Consider the following 17,715-nt stretch of genomic DNA (forward strand, 5'->3'; position numbering starts at 1 on the left):
GTACAGCCTTCACGCCGGTTGCCCGCAAAGCCCCGGCCATGTCCGGGGTTTTTTCATGCACTTATCCCATGCTGCCGCATTTGCCAAAAGCAATCGCTGTTGCGATCGGCTGGCTGTGCTCGGCCCATGGGCGCCATACCCCACAAGATTTCCGCTAGACCTCGTGCAACCCAAGGTTGCCCTTACCAGGAGTACATCATGCAAGCGACAGCCCAACCCGAACACGCACATCCATACAAGATTGCGCCGCCAGAGAGGTGGCAGAGGGAAGCTGTCTATGAACAGACTATACGCCGAGGAGATCATCGGCTGCCTGCCTGAGGGCAGGACGGTTTTCAATTATTACCCAGAGCGCTACGCATGGTTGCTGCTCAAACACCTGGTAGGGCCGAGGGTCAGCATTGCGGCGATCAAGCGTAGTGCCTACGCGGGCCTGCTGCAGAAGCCAAGGATCAAGCAGTGGTTGGCGCAGGCTGGCAGCAAGCAGCTGTGTGCTGCAGATGTACTGGCTGCGGATGGCGACCCGGCAGCATTGCCCTTTACCCTGAGCCTGGGGCTGTGGGATGGCGCACAGACCACCCGGGGCGGTGCGAATCTGGTTTTGCAGCTCAATTTTGACCGTGGCCACGATGCAACCTATCAGCGTCTGGTGCGGCCACGGGAGCACTGCCTGCCATTTGGCACCCGCTACCACCCCATCAACAGGGTGGGCCGCAATACCCTGGCGTGGTCACGCCTGGACGTGGACATGGCGTCTGGGGAAGTACTGATAGAAGAGGTGCAGACCGATTGGCTGCGAAATGTTGCCGCTGCGGCGTTGAATCCCAAGGTGGTATGGGGGGCGGATGCAAGTGAGGAAAGCATCAGGACCTATGCCGAGTTTGCGCTTGGGCGCTACCGCAAGCTGTGGGCAGAAGCCATGCTGACGGCAACCATCTGGTTTGTGCGGGAGGAGTTGGGGCTGCGCCGCATGTTTTATCACAGCCCGGCATCGTGCGCATCGTTGAAGGGCATACGCCTGCGCCAGCCGCCACGTTCGATCTACACCGATCTGCCCAGGCAGTTCTGTTTTGCGGCAGGGAGCGAGGCACCGCGTTTTTTGAGTAAAAAGCAGGCGAAACAGGCCTGCGAGGCAAGGCTGTATCAATTGAATCTGGAGACTATGACACCATGAAGATCAAACTGAAAGTACCCAAGCCCCGTAACCCCGTCGCGTTGGCCGCCGGCCAGCGCAGCGGGGGCGGTGTGCACGAGAAGGCCGAGAAGACCCGGCGCCGAGATAGCCGGCAGGCATTGCGGCAAGCGCTCAAGCAGGGGCGGGACGATGTCCCGCCTTTTTTATGGCTGACGGGCAGGCCCACCGCATGGCGGCAGATGGCAGTTTGCAACGTGGCTGGCAGCTATAGTGCATAGGACGAGGGATCCGGAAGAGGATCATGACGACTGATGACAGGCCGCGCTACCGGGCTGTGCTACCGCTTTATGTGCCGGCTTTGCTGGGCGCGGCGGTATTGCTCGTCCTGTTTGTCACGGGGCAGCGTGAGCAGCAGGCGCTGCTGTCTGAGCGGCTTGAGCAGATAGTGCAGCGGCACGAACAGACCGCCCAGCGGGTGGCTGGCAGCATGGCGCACGACCTGGGGGATGCACGCGGCTCGATAGAGCGCTTTGCGCGGGAGCTGGAGCGCCAGCTGGATCGGCCCGATCCGCATGCCGCTGGGGCGTTCGATAGCCTGTTTGAAAGGCGGACGGATGGCTCCTACCGTTCTCGCCGGGCCAGCCTGGACCCCCAGCGCGATGCAGCTGCCGTGCTGCCCAAGTACCTGCAGCCGGATGCCGCCAGCCGCGAGTTCTTTGTCCGTAGCGTGCACTACACCAGCCTGTTTGGTCAGGCTACGGTCGGCAAGGCCTTTGTCAATACCTGGATCTTGCCCAAGCAGGGGGGCGAGGTGATTTTCTGGCCCGGTGAGCCGGGTTGGCTGGAGCAGCCGGCTGCGGATTTCGATTACCGCGCCACCGAGTGGTTCATGCCGACTGAACCGGCGCAGAACCCGCAGCGTAAATCCTATTGGACTGCCCTGGCTTTTGACCCGGTGCCCCGTATCTGGATGGCCAGCGTTGTGGCGCCGCTGTATTGGCGCGGCGCATGGTATGGCTCGGTGGGCCATGACATGCCACTGGCCAATCTGCTGCTGCAGACGCAGCAACTGAGGCAGCAGGAGGGTAGTCGTTTTGTCCTCTTGAGCGGCCAGGACAGCATCGTGGCATCGGACCAATATGGCGAGGAAATACTGCGGGCAAAGGGGCAGTTGCGGCTAGGCCAGCTTGGCGACCCGGCCTGGGCCGCCGCGATTCAGCAGGCGCGCCAGCAAGGCCTTGCCAGGCAGGGCTTTGTCCGTGTCACTCAGGCCGACAGGGTGTGGTTTGTCGCCCGTATCGAGGGGGCCGACTGGGTCTTGGTCAACAGCCTGCCACTGGGCCCTATCGTCAGGCAGATTGAGTCCTCGTTCACCACCCTGCGCAATATTGCCTTGGCGACCCTGTTGATCGAACTGGTGATTGCCACGGTGATCCTGGCGCTGGCCCACCGCCGTGGCCGTAAGCATTTCAACGACATACTGAAACTGCATGACGACCTGGCGGAAAGGGAGTCCCGCTATCGGACCCTGGTCAGCAATCTGCCCGGCATTGTGTACCGCTGCGCCAATGATACTGATTGGACCATGCACTACATCAGCGATGCGGTGGAAGGGCTCACCGGGTATCCGGCAGCGGCCTTCATTGGTACGGGGGCCATCAGTTTCAATGCCGTGGTCCATGTCGATGACCGCGACCTGCTGTGGCGGCAGATACAGAATGCGCTGGAGGCCAGGCTGCCTTACCGGGTTGAGTATCGCCTGCAACACAAGGATGGCCAGATCATGTGGGTCATGGAGCAGGGGCAGGGCTGCTATGACGCGAAAGACCAATTGGTCTGGCTGGACGGCGTGATACTCAACATCAACGCACTGCATTATGCCCAGGAGCAACTGGGCCGGCTGAACCTGGAGCTGGAGCAAAAGGTTGAGCTGCGCACCCGTGCACTACGCGAGGCCTTGGGCGAGCTGGAGAGCTTTGGCCATGCCATTGCGCACGACTTGCGGGCGCCATTGCGGCAGGCCAGCAGCTATCTGGAAATGGTTGGCGAGGCCATGCCGGACGATGATCCGTCCCGCCAGTGGCTGGAACGCTCGCAGCGGGCGCTCGAGCGCATGAATGACATGATACAGGGGCTATGGTCGGTGGCCAGGCTGGGTAGTGCCGCACTCAACGTCAGCCGGTTTGCTCTGAGTGGCCTGGTAGATGAGATTCGGGCCGAACTGAATGCCGACATGGCGGCGAAGATCAGCTGGCAGGTAGGCTCCTTGCCCGAGCTTGAGGCTGATCGCATCTTGTTGCGCGAAGTCCTGCAGAACCTGTTCGACAATGCGATGAAGTATTCAGCCCGGCAAACTGACCCGGTAGTCGGTATCCGCGACCATAGCGAAGCCAATGGGCAGGAATGGGTGATCGAAGTCTATGACAATGGCGCCGGCTTCGACCCCTCGCACGCCGATAAGCTGTTTGTGCTGTTCCAGCGTTTGCACAAGAGCAGTGAGTTTCCTGGTACCGGCATAGGGTTGGCATTATGCGCCCGCATTATCGCGCTGCACGGTGGCCGCATCTGGGCCAGCAGCAGTCCAGGGCAGGGGGCGAGTTTCTTCTTTGCGCTGCCCAAGCGCCAGTAGCCCTGGTTTTGCCTACAGCGCTATTTGCCGGTGCCACTACCGGTACCACCGCCGGGTTTGCCGCCGGAACCCGGCGTGGTGCTGGAGCCCGGCCCACCACCTCCCCGCTTGGGCGGGGAGGAAACGGGGGGCATGGTTTGGACGGTGGGACGGCTGGGACCACTGGATTGCACAGGGGGCGAAAAAGTTGACCCTGTCGGCACCAGACCACCGGATGGCGACGAGGTGGTTGTGCCGCTACCACCATGGACAGAAGTAGGGAGCGGGGTGGGAATCGGGGCCATGGGGGTGGACGTGCTGGGTGAGGGTGAGGCTACCGGCGGCATCGGCCCAGGCGTGGTGTGACTGGTGGTTGAGCTGCTGGAGCTGGTGGAGGTTGGGGCAACCAAGGAAGGGAAGGCATCAAGCCCTAGTGAGGGCGCCTTGGGCGCGGTACCGGGTATCCGGCCTGAACCCCAGGAGGGGGCAAGCGGGGCCGAGGTTTTTGGGGTGGGCCTGCCCCCGTCTGCACCCACTGGACCACGGGCCAGGTCTCTTTGTTGTTCCTGACTGGCTTCAAGCTGCCTGATACGGCGATTCAGGTGGGCGTTCCATTTCTGGTGCCCGGTATCCAAGCCGCCGTGCTGGGTATTGCCATGCACGGCGCGCGACTTTCTTTCGGTTTTGATGGCGGCAAGTTCTTTGCCCTCATCCCCTTCTTCCGCCGCCTGGTCCTTTTGCGCCTGGGCTTCCTTGTAGTGGCTGTGGGAACCGAAAGGCTGTTTCCCTGGGCCACCGGGTGGTTTGCGCCCACCCCCACCACCTGATCGCGTGCTCATGTGCTCCCCCTTTGGCTAGGGTTGTAGCCAAAATCAGGCTATTTGCCCAGACTCGTCCTCTTCCATGGCTTCGCGCCAATAGCCTTTGTGGCGCTTGTACCATGCATCAAAGTCCACAATCGGCATGGGTTTGGCCACCAGAAAGCCCTGCACTTGATCGCAGCCGAGTTCTACCAGGGTGTCCCAAGCGGCCTGGGTTTCCACGCCCTCTGCCACCACATCGAGCTTGAGCACATGGCCCAACTCGACGATGGCACGGGCTATCTGCAGGCCATCGGCCTGGTCCAGCTGCAGTATGAAGGAGCGGTCTATCTTGAGTTCCTGCACTGGCAGGCGTGAGAGATAGGCCAGCGAGGAATAGCCGGTACCAAAGTCGTCGATGGAGAGTTTGAAGCCCAGGCTGCGCAGATGCCTGAGCGCCTCCAGCACCTTGTCGGGGGCTTCCATGGTGGCCGACTCGGTGATTTCCAGGCACAGGTTGTGGGCATCGGCGCCTGTTTCTTCCAGCAGGGATTGCACCATGCCCGCAAAGGCGGGGTCTTCGGTGTCATTGACCGATACGTTGACCGAGATGCGCACATTGCGGCCCAGCGCTGCCCAGTGGCAACTGGTCAGCATGCATTCACGCAGCATCCACAGGGTAAGTGCCCGTATCTTGCCGGTCTGTTCGGCAAACGGGATAAACTGCCCCGGCGGTATCCAGCCCCGTTCGGGGTGGTTCCAGCGTACCAGCGCCTCCACCCCGCAAATGCGGCCATCGCTGAGGTTGATTTTGGGTTGCAAGAAGGTGGACAGCTGGTTGCCCTCTACGGCGGTTTTCAGTTCGCCCAGAAGCGAGAGCTGGCTTTTGCGGTTGGCTTCCTGGCCAGGATCGTAGATCAGGTAATCAGCATGGGTGCGCTTGGCCAGATACATGGCGGCTTCGGCCTCACGCAGCAGCACATTGGCACTGGTGCCATGCAGGGGAAAGAAGGCCACGCCGGTGGAGCCGGCCACATCGATGCTCTGGCCAGCAATGGCGAGCGGGTTCTCCAGTATCCGGTGCAGGCGCCGCACGACATTATCGATATTGCCTTTGTGCACGCCGGGCAGGATCAAAACGAATTCGTCACCGGAGAAGCGACCAAGATGGTCGGTATCACGCTGCACCTGGCGCAGCCGCTGGGCGATGCTCTTGAGAGCGGCGTCGCCTGCGCTATAGCCCAGGTAGTCGTTGATGTACTTGAAGCGGTCGATATCTATCATCACCACGGCGACGCTGTCGTCACCTTGCTGGGCAGCCTGGATTTCTTCGGCGATCAGTTCCGCCAGCCTGACGCGGTTGGGCAGCTCGGTCAGCGGGTCGATATAGGCCATGCGAATGATCTCCGCCTCGCGCTCCGATATGGCACTGCCCATGCTGTTGAAGGCACGGGCGAGCAGGGCAAACTCGTCGTGGCCGCGTGCCGGCACCCTGACTCGGTAATCGCCATCGGCAATGCGGTCTGCCGCCTCGGCAAGCCGGCTGAGCGGGGCAGACAGGGTGCGGGCCAACCAGAATGAGCCGAGTACGCCGGCCAGGAACAAGCCCATGCCTATCAGCAGGGCCTGGTTCAAGGCCTCGCGCTGCTGGGCTTCTACATCGCTCAGGTCGATATCAGCACCGAACACCAAGGTTTTGCCGTCTTCCCGCTGCATGGGCTGGAACACAGAGCGGAAGTGTCCGTAGCGATCCTCGTACTCGGCGAACTGCGGCTTGCCGGTGGCAAAAGCCTGGGCCAGGCCCAAGGGCCGGGTGTCGTATTCGCCATAGTAGCGGCCATAATTGCCGGCGCGGATTTCCTCCTCGCTGGCGGCGTCGGCCAGGTAGATGATTCTGTTGCCTTCCTGGGTGAAGACATAGAGGTAGCGCAGGCCTACCTTCTGGCAGTAGTCATGCAGCAGGCGCACCATGGCCAGGTAGCGCTGCTCGTCGATCGCCTGCGGGTCACGGGCTTCGCGCAGGTAGTCGTACCCTATCATCTTGGGGGCGGCACTGGCGGCGGCTACCAGCCGCGCATCGATGGTTTCGCGGACCGCATCGGCTTTCAGGTTCCAGGCGTAGAGGGTATAAGCCACCGTCGCCGCCAGGTTGATGGCGATAAACACCATGAGGATCTTGATCCTAGCGGTGTGCGGTATCAAACGGGCATACAGGCGTTTCAACACGGCTCCCCTCTGCGGAAGTGGTGAGGCGCTTCGACTGGGGCAGTACAAGGTTTGCAGTCAGCGTGGCAGTATGGCCAGATCATGGGCCACCCATCAAGATAGGAATTTGCTTATATGCGAATATATCGTATGGCAACCGAGGCGGATAGAGATGCGGTGTATCGCATCTGCCTGCTAACCGGAGATGCCGGTCGCGATGCCAGCGCACCAGGCAGGCAGGAAGCACTCTACGGGCACCTTTACGCGGGGCCGTATCTGGCACTTGCGCCCGAACATGCCTGGGTGGCAGAAGACGAGGAGGGTATTTGCGGTTATGCCTTGGGCTGTGCCAATTCAGCAACGTTCTACGCCGATATGGAGCGGGTGTGGCTACCGCCACTACGTGAGCGCTATCGCGTGCCACAGCACCCTGCCGATGCCTGGCTGATCGACCGTTTGCAATCTGCCCATGCGCTGGACCCACGCCTGGCTAATTGGCCAGCGCACCTGCATGTAGATTTACTGCCGCGTGCCCAAGGGCAGGGGGTGGGCGGCGTGTTGATGGATAAACTAATGGGCAGCCTGCGGGCTGCAGGTGCGCCGGCCGTACACCTGGGGGTAGACCCGCGTAACGAGCGTGCTTTGGGATGGTATGGCCGGTTTGGCTACGCAGAGTTGTTTCGGCAGCCTGGGTGTATCTGGCTGGGAATGCGGTTGTGAGACCAGTGCGATGGAAAGGTACGGGGGCAGGTGGTAGCCATCCTGGCCTATCCACCTGCGCGATGCCGAGCTGATGGTGGTGCTATCAATCCACCACGAACTGGCCTATCTGCACATTCAGCCCGCGCGATAGTTCACCCAGGCGCTTGGCCAGGAGATTGGCGGACGAGACCGAGGCGTGGTTTTCCTCGCTCATCTGGGCAATCTTTTCGATGTTTGATGCAATCTGGTTGGCAGCAACCCGCTGCTCGCGGATGGCGTCGGCGATTTCGGTCAGGGTGTTGACCGTGCCTTGCGAGCCGGCACGTATCCGTTCCATGGCATCGGCCAGCTCCCGGGCATGGGCCACACCCGCTTCGATGCGGCCGCTGGCTTCCTGCATGCGGGCACCAGCGCTGACGGTATCGCGTTGGACGGTTTCTATCTTGGCCGAGATATCCGCCGTGGCGCCAGCGGTGCGCTCGGCCAGCTTGCGCACTTCATCGGCCACCACGGCAAAGCCGCGGCCCTGTTCGCCGGCCCGGGCGGCCTCGATGGCGGCATTGAGGGCCAGCAGATTGGTCTGATCGGCTATGTCCTTGATCACGCGGACGATGCCGCCGATTTCGTCGGAGCGGGCATTGAGTGTGGTAATTGCCTGGCTGGCGGCCTCCAGCGCCTCGGCGATACGGGCAATCTCATCGGCGGTTTGCCCTGCCAGTCGTTCACCGTCGCCCGCCTGACCGGTGGCCGCGCCTGCGGCCTCGCGCACACTTTCTGCGCTGTCGGATACCACGGCGATACTGGTGGTGAGCTCTTCAATGGCGGCAGCAACGGCAGCCGATGCCTGGGCCTGGTTGGAGGAGGCCAGGGCGACCTGCTCGGATATGGTATCCATCTCGCTGGCGGATTCCGCCACCTGGCGTGCCCCGCCACGGGTATCGATCACCAGGCTGCGCAAGCCTTCCAACACCCGGCAGAAGGCGCTGACGGTACGGCCTATCTCATTATCGCCATGTGAAGGCATCTTGACGGTAAGGTCGTTGCCGGCCGCAATTTTCTGTGCCGCCGTCTGGGCGGCATTGAGCGGGGTGCGAATGGAGGTGGCAACCCAGGTGGCGATGCCGATGCCAAGCAGTATGGCTGCACCAGCCCAAAGCCATAGCCCACGCTCGGTCGATGCCTTGGCGCTGGCCAGTTCATCGGTGACCTTGGCGGCCCGGCTTTCGGTGTATTTCAGTAGTACATTCAACTGGCCTTCCATGCCACGCACATAAGCCTTGTGCACATCAATGGCGGCATTGGCGTCAGCCGTGGTGGTGATGTCCTGGCCCAGCCTGGCTGCAACCCCACGGTAGCCTTCGGCATACTTGCTCATCTGCTCCCGTAGTGCCGTTATCTTCTGGCGTATCTCCTCGGCTGCCAGTTTGTCGGCCTTGGCCAGGCTCTCCTGGGCCTTGGCTAGTGAGCCATCCCACTTTTCGCGGTATTCCTTCACCTTCTCAGGCTTGTCGATATTGATGAAGCTGTCCTTCTCGAATCGGCGTAGGTTGCCAACGTGGTAGCGGGTGTCGCTCGCTGCAGTGTTCAGGGCGATATCGCCCTCCACCAGCGCTTTAACCTGCTGATACTGTTGTTCCACACCGCGTGAGCCGGTGATGGCAACGACTATCATCAGCACAAGCAGCAAGGCGAAGCTGGCGCCTATGCGCAAGCCGAAGCTGAGGTCTTTCATGCCGTTTCTCCGCGTTGACCCATTAACAAGGTGGAGGCTGGCGCGCTTTCTGCCTGGGCCTGGCAGCGGCGCTTGGACAGGTCGGCATAGGTACTGCCTGTCTATCAGCATACGAAATATAAAAAAAAACGCCTTAGTAATTGCCGTTCGGTAATCCAGCCAAATTTTGCTAGAATCCAAGGTTTTTCAAAGGCTTGTCTATTTTGCGTATCGCGCTTGCCCCAATGGAGGGGCTGGTTGATGCCCCGCTACGTACTGCGCTGACCGAGATTGGCGGTGTGGACTGGTGCGTAACCGAGTTCGTGCGGGTTACCAGCACCCTGTTGCCACCCCGTTACTTCAAACGGGTAGCGCCAGAATGGGCCAATGGCTGGAAGACCCCTGGTGGAGTCATGCTCAAGTTGCAGTTGCTGGGATCGGACCCAGCCTGTCTGGCTGACAATGCGGCCCGCGCGGCCGAGCTGGGTGCGCCCGGCATAGACCTGAACTTTGGCTGCCCAGCCAAGACCGTCAATCGCCATCGGGGCGGTGCCGTGCTGCTGCAGGAGCCGGAGCTGCTGCATGCCATCGTGCGCGAGGTGCGGCGTGCCGTACCGGCGCATATACCGGTCACCACCAAGATGCGGCTGGGCTATGAAGACACGGCACTGGTGCTCGATTGTGCCCGCGCACTGGATGAAGGCGGTTCGGCTGAGCATGTGGTGCATGCCCGTACCAAGCTGGATGGCTACAAACCGCCCGCGCACTGGCACTGGATTGCCCGTATCAAGGAAGTGGTGAAATCGCCCGTGGTTGCCAATGGCGAGATCTGGACGGTGGAAGACTACTTTCGCTGCCGCAGCGAATCGACCTGTGACGACGTCATGCTGGGGCGTGGACTGGTAGCCCGGCCCGACCTTGCCAGGCAGATACGCGCAGCCATTGCAGGCGAAGCGGCAGACGTGGTTGAGTGGCCCGAGCTGCTGGAGATCATCCGGCGTTTTCATACGGGCTTGATTGGCACCGGCGCCCCAACTTATGCGCCTGGGCGTTTAAAGCAATGGCTGGGCTATCTGCGCCGCAGCTATCCGGAAGCCACGGCCTTGTTCCGTGAGATACGCACCCAGTCGCAGCTTGCTGCTATCCCGGCCTGATGCGACCCGCATGAGCGCTAGCCCCAACGACAACCCTTGTCTGAGCTGCGGCGCCTGCTGTGCGGCTTTTCGGGTGAGCTTTGACCGCGCCGAGCTGGACGAGGAGGGCGGGCGAGTCCCCGCAGGTCTGGTGGATTACGAAAACGATGTGCTGTGCCGTTTGCGCGGTACGGACTACCTCAAACCCCGTTGTATTGCCCTGGTGGGCACCATAGGCAGCCGGGTGCAATGCGGTATCTATGCCGAGCGCCCTGGCCCTTGCCGCGAGTTTGCCCCGCTGGCCGAGCATGGGGTCTTTCCGCCGGCCTGCAACCGCGCACGTGCCCGACACGGCCTGCCGCCATTGGCTGTCAGCCAGGATTAGAAAGTATTTTATGAGTCAGCTACTGGAAACCACCCCTTACGACCTGATAGGCGGCGAGTCTGGCGTCGCCACCCTGGTGCAGCGCTTCTACGACATCATGGACAGCGACCCGGTCGCCGCCGGGGTGCGAGGTGTGCATGCGCCGGATCTTGCTGAGGCAAGAGAGAAGCTGCGGTTGTTTCTGACCGGCTGGATGGGCGGGCCGGCGCTGTATATCGAAAAATACGGCCACCCCATGCTGCGCGCCCGACACCTGCCTTTTCGCATAGACGAGCGCATGCGCGATGAGTGGCTCTATTGCATGTTCAAGGCCATGGGTGAAATGAATCTGGATCAGGCCCTGGTGGATCATCTGGAACAGGCGTTCTGGCGCACCGCAGACTTTATGCGGAATGCGGATTGAAATCAGCATTGCGCTTGAGCTAAAGGCTGATGCTGCCTGTGCCGTTTTTAAGCATAAGCACTCAGCAAGCCTTGATTGAAATCCTGTGAGCCGGGACTCTGCTCATAAGCTTGGCGGGCACGCTGGCCTTGGCGGGTATTACTTTCTGCTTCGGTTGCTGTTGCGCCGGCCTTGCCATCGGCCTCGCTGGGTTCTTCGTCCTGCGCTTGTCGGGCTTGCTCACCCTGGGCGTCCATTGCCATCTGCCTGGCTTGGGCGGCAATGGCGCGGTCTGCGGCTGAAGGGTCTTGCGGCGCCAGTGCGGCGCGTTCTATCGCCTGCGCCTTGGTGATGGTTTCTTCGGGCGTCCTGCCCTTGGATACGCTGATGGCGACTTCGCCACCAACAGCGTAGTTCACACCATCGGGGCCGCGCTGGTAGGTATAGCTGGGGCCCGATACCACCAGGCCGCCAGCGGCTGCCATATGGGCCTGTTCATGCTGCCTGACTTGCCGATCACGCTCTTGCAGCGCACGCAGGCGTTCCATTTCCTCGCGACTGAGTTGCTGCTCCCGGGTGCTGCCGGATTCGGGCTTGCTGGCATCGGTCTTGACCGGCTTGCCGCTGAGGTCGGTAGGCGGGGGCGAGCTCTTGACGGTCTGGGGCATGCACATGGCGCAGCTGCAACCACTACTATGCAGCCGTGCGGGCATGGATGCATAGTATGTGCTGCCACCTGAAACCCCAGAGATGCTCATTGGTCTATCCCCATCATGCGCGTTACACGGCGCGGATATTCCCCTAACCTGATTTTACCGCCCGATTGACGATAATTGTATCCCCGGTTGTCGGTTAAGCCCTTGTTCTCGATGGAATACCTCACGATTTGCTCACACATGCCATGACGTTGGGCCAGCGCCTCGCTAAACTGCCTGACGTGCGCCGACTATCCCAACTTATCCCCCTGCATCTGTTGACTGCCTTGCTGGCGGCACCGGGCTATGCTGCCGGCCTTGATTATCAGGTCGAGATTGTTGCACCTTCACCGCTGGATGATCTGCTGCGGCAGAACCTGGGGGTGCTGCGCTGGCAGGGTAGTGACTATATCGACCAGGAGCAATTACAGCGGCTCTACGAGGCAACGCCGAAAGAGATAGAGAAACTGCTTGCGCCGCAGGGGTATTTCAACCCCAAGATCACGGCCAATATGGCCACGGAACGTCATCGCTGGTTGCTAGGCTTCAAGGTGGAGCCGGGTGAGCAGGCGCTAGTGCGTGATGTGGAACTGCAAATAGCAGGCGCTATCCGCGAGGAACCCGATTTCGGTAGCCGCTGGGCTGAATTGATCGAGGTATGGCCCTTGCCCATAGGGGGCTATTTTACCCAGTCCGATTGGGATGCTGCCAAGCGGCGTGGTGTGCAGGCACTGATTATCGATCGTTTCCCGGCGGCCTCCATCAAGGACAGCCGCGCGTATATAGACCCGGAAAAGAACAGTGCTGAATTGAGCGTGCAATACGACTCTGGACCGAGGTTTACCTTTGGCCAGTTGCAGGTCAGCGGGCTCAAGCAGTATTCGCGTGAACTGGTGGAGCGTTTGCAGACCTTCAAGCCCGGCGAGGGCTATAGCCAGCAAAAGCTGCTGGATTTTCAGACTGCCTTGCAAAATACCCCGTATTTTTCATCGGTGTTTCTGGATGTGCCCATCGATGCCAGCCAACCCAATGATGTGCCGGTCAAACTGGAGTTGACCGAGGCGCCGCGTTATCGCACCGATGCCGGTGTGGGCTATGAAACCGACAAGGGAGCACGGACGCGGCTGGCGTTTACTGACAATAATCTGCGAGGCCGTGGCTGGATAGGCTCGTTGGAGCTGAAACTGCAGCAGCGGGAGCAGCGCTTTGATGCTGATGTGAAGCTACCGCCCGATGTCGATGGCTACCGCTACAGCAGCAGTTTTCAGGCCAAGAACGAAGACGTGGAAGCGGTGCGCACATCGGCACAGACCCTGGGGGTGCAGCGCAGCCGGCTCAAAGGCTTGATCGAGGTAACCCAGGCCTTGCAGTACACCCGCAGCGCGGAGCAGGCGGCAGGCAAGGCGCGGCAGCTCAACCGCGCCCTGATTGCATCGCAAGCCTGGTCGCGATCTGAGCTGGATAACCCGGTAGACCCACGCAGCGGTTTGGCGCTGAGTTGGCAGTTGGGGGGGGCGGCCAAGGCTTTACTGTCGGATACCAATTTCGTGCGCGCCTGGGGGCGGGCTACCTGGTATATGCCTGTCGGGGATGCGGGCATCATGCTGTTGCGTGGGGAAGCTGGCCAGGTGCTGAGCGACAACAGCGATAGTGTGCCGACCGATTCGCTGTTCCGCGCGGGGGGGGCGGGTTCGGTGCGCGGCTACAACTACCAGTCCATCGGTATCAGGACGGATACCGGCGCGGTGGAGGGCGGCAGGGTGCTGGCTATAGGTAGCGTGGAGTATCAGCACCGCATTGTGGGCAAGTGGCGTGGTGCGGTATTTGCCGATGTGGGGGCTGCCGCCGATGACTGGCTCAGTTTTAAGGCGTACAAGGGCTATGGCGTGGGTGCCCGCTGGGTTAGCCCGGTGGGGCCGTTTGCGCTGGATGCGGCCTATGGTGCGGCAGACAAGAAGGTGCGCTTTCACTTTTCGCTGGGGATAGGGTTTTGAGCGAGCCCCAGACTACTTCCGCCCCACAGGCAGCAACGCCCAAGGCCAGGCGCAGATGGCGCCTGGGGCCGGTATGGCTGGAACTGTTCCTGTTTCTGCTGGTGTCGCTGCTGGCGGCCGCCGTGTTGATGGCAGCCAGCCCCACCGGGACGCGCGGCCTGTTTGCCCTGTTGACGCATTTGACCGACGGCATGATACGGGTGGCCCAGGTGGAAGGTACGTTATGGGGAGAGCTGCGGCTGCAGGGCGTGCAGATCAAGACCGAGACTGAGGCGGTGCGGCTCGATAGTGCCGTGTTGCGCTGGCAGCCGGCGCAATTGCTGGTGGGGCGGTTGGCGGTGGATGCCCTGGTGCTGGGCAATCTGGACATACGCACCCAAGCCAGTACTAGCCCCACCGAAGTCCCTGATGCCTTGGACCTGCCGTTGGCATTGCGCATCAGCTCGGCCACGGTCGGCAAGGTGGTGGTGGATGGTACGCCGGTCCTGCAATCTGCCAGCCTGATGCTGGAGAGCACAGGCACGCTGCACCAGCTGACGGTACAGCAAGCCCGTACTCCCTGGTTCGATGGCAAGGGCCAATTGCAGCTGGCGGGTATCCGACCATTCAAGCTCCACGGCGAGCTCAAGATGACAGGCAGCGCAGAAGGCGCTCCCTGGCAGGCCGGACTGCAATTGTCGGAATCACTGGAAAGCCTGCGCCTGTCGGGGCAGGCCCAGGGCGGCCCGGTGCTGGACAAACCATTCCGCGCCCGCTACGACTTGCGTCTTGCACCGTTTTCCCGTTCAGCCTACGGCATACTCAAGGCCGGTGAAGTAGCCACCGAGGCGATGGATCTGCGCGTGCTCTCCGCCAGCCTGCCGCGCACGGCGCTGGATGTGCAACTGCAAGCCAGGCCGGCAAGGTGCAGTGATGCGCGTGTCGGCAGCCAAGGGCAGGAACATAGGCGTGCCCCCTGCCGCGAAGAGGCGGTGGCGGTAAGCTTGCAACTGAGCAATCCGTTGGCTGGCAACTGGCCGGCCGGCAGGCTACCCCTGCGGCAAGCATCTGCCAGCCTGCGGCTGGATACCGAGCACCTCTGGATAGAACGGCTGAACGCCAGTTTGGCGGAGGGGGAATTGGGCTTGGCGGGGACGGCAACGCTGGACCTGCTGGATATCAAGGCTGTGCTGAGCAAGTTGAATCCTGCCGCATTCGGTGGCCCTGCCTGGCCGCTATCAGGCCAGTTGTCGTTGTCGGGTAGCCCGCAAGCGCCACTGCTGCAAGGTGAGGTGGGGGATGGCCGGTTGACGCTGGCGATGGAGCTGGGCCTGGTTGGCGAGCTACCAGCCCACAAGCTGGTGGCGAAGCAACTGATATTGAAAGCGGCGGAAGGCAGCCTAGCGCTTAACGGGGAGCTGGGGCTGGCAGGCAAGCAGAGCTTCAAGTTGACCGGAAAACTGGCGGGGATGGACCCGCAAGTCCTGGCCAAGTTGGTGGATTACCCGCTGCCTGCTGGCCAGATCAATGCGGATCTCTCCGCAGCAGGGCAACTGGCCGCGCCTATGGCACTCACCTTCAAGGCGGACATCGCCCCCAGCCGTTTCAATGGGCAGCCATTGCAAGGCGAATTGGCTGCCGATTGGCGGGCTGCGGCCGTGTTGCAGAAGGTAAGGGCCGCATTGACGCTGGGGCCGAATCGCTTGAACGCGCACGGTGATTTCGGCCTGCCCGGTAATAGCTTGCGGCTGGATATACAGATGCCTGATGTCGGCGACTTCGGTAAAGGATTCAATGGCCGTCTGGAGGCGCAGCTGAATCTGTCCGGCACCATGCAACGGCCCTCGCTGGAGGGGACGGCCCGTAGCGAGCAGCTGCGTCTGCCTGGAGAGATCGCCATAGGCAATGCAGTGCTGGCTGCCCGCCTGGATGCCGCCCCCGACAAACCTACCAGCAGCCCGCTCATGCTGAAGCTGGATGTGACACAACTGACCGCCCCAAAGCTGGCATTGAACCGGGCACGGCTGCAGATTAGTGGCACCCAGGCGGCCCACACGGTGGAGCTGGACGGCGCTGGCAAATTGGCGGAAGAAGATTTCGAGCTGCTGCTGAAGGGCGGCGGCAGCCTGGATAATCAGCAGTGGCGTGGGCAGATTACGGCACTGGAGAACAAAGGCGTCTGGCCCATGCGCCTGAACATGCCGGCGCAATTGCAGGTGGCGCGTGATGGTGGCGCGGTGCATGGGCTGGATGCCGTGGCACTGGGGGCAAAGATACGGGTGCAGCGTGGCGAGTGGCATCACGGTGGCCGGTTCAGCGCTCAAGGCGATATGCGCGATGTGGCACTGGCCGAATGGCTGGAGCGCTTGCCTGAGTTCAAATCCAATCTGTCTACCGACCTGGTGCTGGCCGCCCGCTTTGACTTGCAGGGCGACGAGAAGCTGGCAGGCAGCCTGGTGCTTGAACGGCAGACTGGCGACCTGGCGCTGCTGGTGGACGACCCGACGATCAAGCCCATGCCACTCAAGCTATCGAGTGCCAAGGCGCAACTGGATCTGGCCGGCGATCAGGCTGCCCTGGCCTTGGACCTGAAATCAGCTTCCTTCGGTTCGGCCTCGGGCCGTATCAGTACCCGGTTCGAGCGGACTGAACAAGGCTGGCGGCCCGCCGCAGGCGCTGCGCTGGAGGGTAAGCTGCAGGCGGAAATGCCATCGCTGGGTTGGGTGGGCCCCTTACTCGGGCCTGCCGCCAAGGTCGAAGGCAAGCTGTCGGCTGAAGTCGCAGCCGGTGGGCATATCGGGGCGCCGAGCTGGTTTGGCCGGCTCAGCGCCAAAGACGTGGCACTGAGGCTGCCCGATAGCGGTATCTATTGGCGCGAGGGCCAGCTGGATGCCACGCTGGATGGCGATACCGCACAGCTCTCAGCCTTATCGCTCAAAGCCGGCAAGGGGGAAATGACCGCATCGGGCCGTATGAGCCTGCGGGATACCGGCCCTGAGGGCTCGCTGCTGGTGAAGTTCGCGCAATTTGGTGCGTTGACCCGACCAGATCGCAACCTGGTGGTGTCGGGAGAAACCGCCCTGGGTGTGCAGGGCGAGGCACTGACGCTGACCGGTAAGCTAGCTGCCGATGAGGGCCTGATAGAGCTACCGCGTGGTGACGCGCCGACGTTGGGTGACGATGTGATCGTGAAGGGGCGCGAGACGCCGGATCGCAAGCGCAGCAAGGCACCGCCGATTACCCTGCGGCTTGATCTGGATCTGGGCCGCAAATTCGTGTTCAAGGGGCAGGGGGTGGATGCCCGCCTGTCTGGCTTGGTGAGAATTGCCGCCAGCCCTACCCAGAACCTCTCTGCCAGCGGCGCGCTCAAGGTTGATGAAGGGCGCTATGCTGCCTATGGTCAGAATCTGGCCATTAGCCGAGGCATCATTACTTTCCAGGGGCCGCTGGACAATCCGGCGCTGGATATTCTGGCTGAACGCAAGAATCTGCCAGTAGTGGTGGGTGTGAAGATTGTGGGCACTGCCCTGGCACCCAGGGTGAGCCTGGTGTCCAACGATGCCATGTCGGATGCGGAGAAATTGTCCTGGTTGGTGTTGGGGCGCGGCTCGGCGGCGGGCGGTGGCGATGCCGATCTCTTGCTGACGGCAGCGGATGCCCTGTTTACAGCGGGCGACTCGGTGGGCTTGCGCCAGCAGATGGCGGGCCGCTTGGGGTTGGACGATATCAGCATTGGCCGCTCTGACAGCTATACCAAGGACGAGGGGGAGGGTGGCGCCTTGTCGGGACGGGTGGTTAGCCTGGGCAAGCGGGTATCGGATAAGGCCTATGTGAGCTATGAGCAGAGTCTGGACGGTGTGGGTTATGCGGTAAAGCTGACCTATCAGCTGACACGGCGGGTATCGGTTGCCCTGACCGCAGGGCAGAGCAGTGCAGCGGATCTGCTGTACTCCTGGACTTTCGATTAAAGTGACGGCCCCTTGCCC

14 protein-coding genes are annotated in these 17,715 nt (G+C 61.7%); 11 read left to right on the top strand and 3 right to left on the bottom strand.

Features of this window, described 5'->3' with window-relative positions; translation table 11 throughout:
• The first annotated feature begins 277 nt into the window (after positions 1-277).
• From V7714_RS15710 to V7714_RS15730, 5 genes are all read left to right on the top strand, one after another.
• Positions 278-1,174, top strand: coding sequence for a hypothetical protein (locus tag V7714_RS15710; RefSeq protein WP_335710555.1), 897 nt, complete (start codon positions 278-280; stop codon positions 1,172-1,174).
• Positions 1,171-1,413: a hypothetical protein gene (locus V7714_RS15715; RefSeq protein ID WP_335710556.1), complete on the top strand. Its 243-nt coding sequence runs from the start codon at positions 1,171-1,173 to the stop codon at positions 1,411-1,413. Before V7714_RS15710 ends, V7714_RS15715 begins: the two co-directional genes overlap by 4 nt.
• A 23-nt stretch (positions 1,414-1,436) precedes the next feature.
• Positions 1,437-3,764, top strand: a complete 2,328-nt coding sequence (locus V7714_RS15720; RefSeq protein WP_335710557.1) for a sensor histidine kinase — start codon at positions 1,437-1,439, stop codon at positions 3,762-3,764.
• Between the two features lie 132 nt (positions 3,765-3,896).
• Positions 3,897-4,109 (top strand): hypothetical protein, encoded by a 213-nt coding sequence (locus V7714_RS15725; RefSeq protein ID WP_335710558.1) that lies wholly within the window; start codon positions 3,897-3,899, stop codon positions 4,107-4,109.
• A 194-nt stretch (positions 4,110-4,303) separates the two neighbouring features.
• Positions 4,304-4,570, top strand: a complete 267-nt coding sequence (locus tag V7714_RS15730) for a hypothetical protein (protein ID WP_335710559.1) — start codon at positions 4,304-4,306, stop codon at positions 4,568-4,570.
• 45 nt (positions 4,571-4,615) lie between these two features.
• On the opposite strand, the gene V7714_RS15735 is transcribed toward V7714_RS15730, so the two are convergent.
• On the bottom strand, positions 4,616-6,769 hold the full coding sequence (locus tag V7714_RS15735) for a putative bifunctional diguanylate cyclase/phosphodiesterase (protein WP_335710560.1): 2,154 nt from the start codon (positions 6,767-6,769) through the stop codon (positions 4,616-4,618).
• A gap of 114 nt (positions 6,770-6,883) precedes the next feature.
• Between V7714_RS15735 and V7714_RS15740 the strand changes: the two genes are divergently transcribed.
• Complete coding sequence (locus V7714_RS15740) at positions 6,884-7,468, top strand: GNAT family N-acetyltransferase (protein ID WP_335710561.1); 585 nt, start codon at positions 6,884-6,886, stop codon at positions 7,466-7,468.
• 85 nt (positions 7,469-7,553) lie between these two features.
• On the opposite strand, the gene V7714_RS15745 is transcribed toward V7714_RS15740, so the two are convergent.
• The gene (locus tag V7714_RS15745; protein WP_335710562.1) at positions 7,554-9,182 is read right to left on the bottom strand and encodes a methyl-accepting chemotaxis protein; all 1,629 of its coding nucleotides are present in this window, start codon (positions 9,180-9,182) and stop codon (positions 7,554-7,556) included.
• Positions 9,183-9,376: 194 nt separating this feature from the next.
• Here V7714_RS15745 and V7714_RS15750 point away from each other — a divergent pair, with 194 nt between their 5' ends.
• The 3 genes from V7714_RS15750 to V7714_RS15760 are packed head-to-tail and all read left to right on the top strand — an operon-like array spanning position 9,377 to position 11,082.
• The gene (locus tag V7714_RS15750; protein WP_335710563.1) at positions 9,377-10,315 is read left to right on the top strand and encodes a tRNA dihydrouridine synthase; all 939 of its coding nucleotides are present in this window, start codon (positions 9,377-9,379) and stop codon (positions 10,313-10,315) included.
• Positions 10,316-10,325: 10 nt separating this feature from the next.
• A complete protein-coding gene (locus V7714_RS15755; RefSeq protein ID WP_335710564.1) occupies positions 10,326-10,679 on the top strand; it encodes a YkgJ family cysteine cluster protein in 354 nt (117 codons plus the stop codon).
• Between the two features lie 10 nt (positions 10,680-10,689).
• Positions 10,690-11,082 (top strand): group II truncated hemoglobin, encoded by a 393-nt coding sequence (locus V7714_RS15760; protein ID WP_335710565.1) that lies wholly within the window; start codon positions 10,690-10,692, stop codon positions 11,080-11,082.
• A gap of 47 nt (positions 11,083-11,129) precedes the next feature.
• Here V7714_RS15760 and V7714_RS15765 read toward each other — a convergent pair whose 3' ends face one another.
• Positions 11,130-11,729: a putative metalloprotease CJM1_0395 family protein gene (locus V7714_RS15765; protein ID WP_335710566.1), complete on the bottom strand. Its 600-nt coding sequence runs from the start codon at positions 11,727-11,729 to the stop codon at positions 11,130-11,132.
• A gap of 269 nt (positions 11,730-11,998) precedes the next feature.
• Between V7714_RS15765 and V7714_RS15770 the strand changes: the two genes are divergently transcribed.
• A complete protein-coding gene (locus tag V7714_RS15770; RefSeq protein ID WP_335710567.1) occupies positions 11,999-13,750 on the top strand; it encodes an autotransporter assembly complex protein TamA in 1,752 nt (583 codons plus the stop codon).
• Positions 13,747-17,697 carry a translocation/assembly module TamB domain-containing protein gene (locus tag V7714_RS15775; RefSeq protein WP_335710568.1) on the top strand — a complete coding sequence of 1,317 codons (3,951 nt, stop codon included), beginning with the start codon at positions 13,747-13,749 and terminating at the stop codon, positions 17,695-17,697. The genes V7714_RS15770 and V7714_RS15775 overlap by 4 nt, the downstream gene beginning before the upstream one ends.
• Positions 17,698-17,715 lie beyond the last annotated feature (18 nt).

It is taken from the genome of Chitinimonas sp. JJ19 (assembly GCF_036961565.1).
Lineage (GTDB): Bacteria > Pseudomonadota > Gammaproteobacteria > Burkholderiales > Chitinimonadaceae > Chitinimonas.

Bases quoted from the DNA above. Each gene is read 5' to 3' on its own strand.
- V7714_RS15715 (WP_335710556.1), top strand. From the start codon at position 1,171: ATGAAGATCAAACTGAAAGTACCCAAGCCCCGTAACCCCGTCGCGTTG.
- V7714_RS15765 (WP_335710566.1), bottom strand. From the start codon at position 11,729: ATGCCCCAGACCGTCAAGAGCTCGCCCCCGCCTACCGACCTCAGCGGC.
- V7714_RS15710 (WP_335710555.1), top strand. From the start codon at position 278: ATGAACAGACTATACGCCGAGGAGATCATCGGCTGCCTGCCTGAGGGC.
- V7714_RS15760 (WP_335710565.1), top strand. From the start codon at position 10,690: ATGAGTCAGCTACTGGAAACCACCCCTTACGACCTGATAGGCGGCGAG.
- V7714_RS15755 (WP_335710564.1), top strand. From the start codon at position 10,326: ATGAGCGCTAGCCCCAACGACAACCCTTGTCTGAGCTGCGGCGCCTGC.
- V7714_RS15745 (WP_335710562.1), bottom strand. From the start codon at position 9,182: ATGAAAGACCTCAGCTTCGGCTTGCGCATAGGCGCCAGCTTCGCCTTG.
- V7714_RS15720 (WP_335710557.1), top strand. From the start codon at position 1,437: ATGACGACTGATGACAGGCCGCGCTACCGGGCTGTGCTACCGCTTTAT.
- V7714_RS15740 (WP_335710561.1), top strand. From the start codon at position 6,884: ATGCGAATATATCGTATGGCAACCGAGGCGGATAGAGATGCGGTGTAT.
- V7714_RS15725 (WP_335710558.1), top strand. From the start codon at position 3,897: ATGGTTTGGACGGTGGGACGGCTGGGACCACTGGATTGCACAGGGGGC.